This is a genomic window from Jatrophihabitans sp. (assembly GCF_051960575.1).
Taxonomy (GTDB): domain Bacteria; phylum Actinomycetota; class Actinomycetes; order Mycobacteriales; family Jatrophihabitantaceae; genus JBQCEE01.
On record NZ_JBQCEE010000287.1, the window covers coordinates 1 to 2,121 of the forward strand.

2 protein-coding genes are annotated in these 2,121 nt (G+C 73.6%); both read right to left on the bottom strand.

The features are described 5' to 3' along the window. Window positions 1-1,039 (bottom strand): hypothetical protein (locus tag ACTHMS_RS16195; RefSeq protein WP_440307701.1); only part of this gene is annotated, 1,039 nt, incomplete at its 3' end. Window positions 1,040-1,048: 9 nt separating this feature from the next. Then, window positions 1,049-2,121, bottom strand: a 1,073-nt coding sequence (locus tag ACTHMS_RS16200) for a lyase family protein (RefSeq protein WP_440307702.1), incomplete at its 5' end; no start/stop codon positions are given.

Genomic DNA, 2,121 nt, shown 5'->3' on the forward strand with positions numbered 1-2,121 from the left:
CCTGTGTCGAGGCGATCAGCCCGTCCAGTTCCCAGGTCTGCGCCTGCGCGCCGCTGCGCGAGTCGACGCAGCGCAGGTCCGGACCGCCGAGGCCCTCGCGCACCCACACCGAACTCGCGCCCTCGGCCACCAGGACCGCCCCCGAGCCGAGCGAGCCGGCGTAGGCGTAGTGCAGGACGGGCCGCAGGGTCTGCGGGTCCAGCCGCATCAGCGCGCCGCCACCGGTCGAGAAGCCGGCCAGCCAGATCGCGTCGTTCGCCACGGCAAGGGTGACGTTGACCGTCCGGATCGTCGTGCTCCGCTCGACGTGGGCAGCTCCGGACGGGCTCGGGCGTAACGAGAACACCCGGGACGGCCCGTCCTGGTAGGCGACGAACAGCCGGTTGCGGGCCGGGTCAGCCGCGACCGCGGTGAGCGGCTCGGGCGCGAGGAAGACGCGCTGCGGCCCGGGCAGGCCGGGGCCCACCTCGACCAGCTCGGTGCCGCCGGCGAGGTAGAGCCGTTCGCCCATTGCGGCCACGTCACTGAACGCGGGGACCGGCCCGTCCCAGATCATCCGGGCGTCGGGAAGGGCGTAGGCCTGCGCCCGGCGCTGGGTCACCAGCCAGACGAGGCGGCCAGGCGGGTCGGCGACCAGCCGCGCCGTCTGCGCGATGCCGGGCAGGGCGAGCTGCAGCGGCGGACGGCCCGGCCGAACCACGTGCAACCCGTCGTCCTGCAGCACCCAGGTCGAGGTGCCGAGCACTGCCAGCCCGAGGACGGGCAACCGCGACGACGCGCCGAAGCGCAGCGGGGTCAGGCCGCGATACGGCGGGGGTGCGGTGACCGGCGCGGTGGCCGTGGGTTGGAGGGGCAGCGACGGGGTGACCGGGCGTGGCGAGCTGCCCTTGTCGCCGAACAGCAGCGCCGCGACCAGTACGGCGACACCGGCGAAGCCACCGAGCGCGAGCCAGCGACCGATCCGTCCCGTTCCGGTGGCGAGCAGTTCCTCGTCGGCGGCGCCGTCGACGCTTTCGGGGAGGAACTCGATCTCCGCCACCGTGGCGACCTACAGGATCGGCTCGGGGCGGTAGTCGCCGGCAGGGGGGTCGGTGGCAAGGGCTGCGTCGACCCGGCGGATCACCGCGGCGACCTGGGCGCGCGCGGCGCCGGTGAATGAAAGCGGCTCGGCGAGCAGGCCGGCCAGGTCGGCAGCGGACAGGCCCAGCCGCGAGTCGGCGGCCAGCCGCTCGAACAGGTCGTTGCGGTCGGTGCCCTTCTCGCGCATCTCGAGCGCGACCGACACGGCGTTCTCCTTGATCGCCTCGTGCGCCTGCTCGCGCCCGACCCCCGCGCGCACCGCGGCCATCAGCACCTTGGTGGTGGCGAGGAAGGGCAGGTAGCGGTCGAGCTCGCGCTCGATGACGGCCGGGAAGGCGCCGAAGTCGTCGAGCACGGTCAGCGTGGTCTCGAGCAGGCCGTCGAGGGTGAAGAACGCATCGGGCAGCGCGACCCGGCGCACCACCGAGCAGGAGACGTCGCCCTCGTTCCACTGGTCGCCGGCCAGCTCGCCGACCATCGAGGCGTACCCGCGGAGCACGACCATGAAGCCGTTGATGCGTTCTGCGGAACGAGTGTTCATCTTGTGCGGCATGGCCGACGAGCCGACCTGTCCGGGGCGGAAGCCTTCGGTCACGAGCTCGTTGCCGGCCATCAGCCGGATCGTCGTCGCGAGCGAGGACGGCCCGGCGGCCAGCTGCACCAGGGCGCTCAGCACGTCGAAGTCGAGCGAGCGCGGATAGACCTGCCCGACGCTGTCGAGCACCCGGTCGAAGCCGAGGTGCGTGGCCACCGTCCGTTCGAGGCGGGCGAGCTTGTCGGCGTCGCCGCCGAGCAGGTCGAGCATGTCCTGGGCGGTGCCGACCGGGCCCTTGATGCCGCGCAACGGGTAGCGGGCGATCAGCTCGTCCAGCCGGCCCAGCCCGACCAGCAACTCGTCGGCGACGGTGGCGAACCGCTTGCCGAGCGTGGTCGCCTGCGCGGCCACGTTGTGCGAGCGGCCGGCCATCGGCTGCGCGTCGTACTCGGCGGCGCGCCGGGCCAGCCGCGCAAGCACGGCGAGCGTCTTGCGGCGCACCAGCT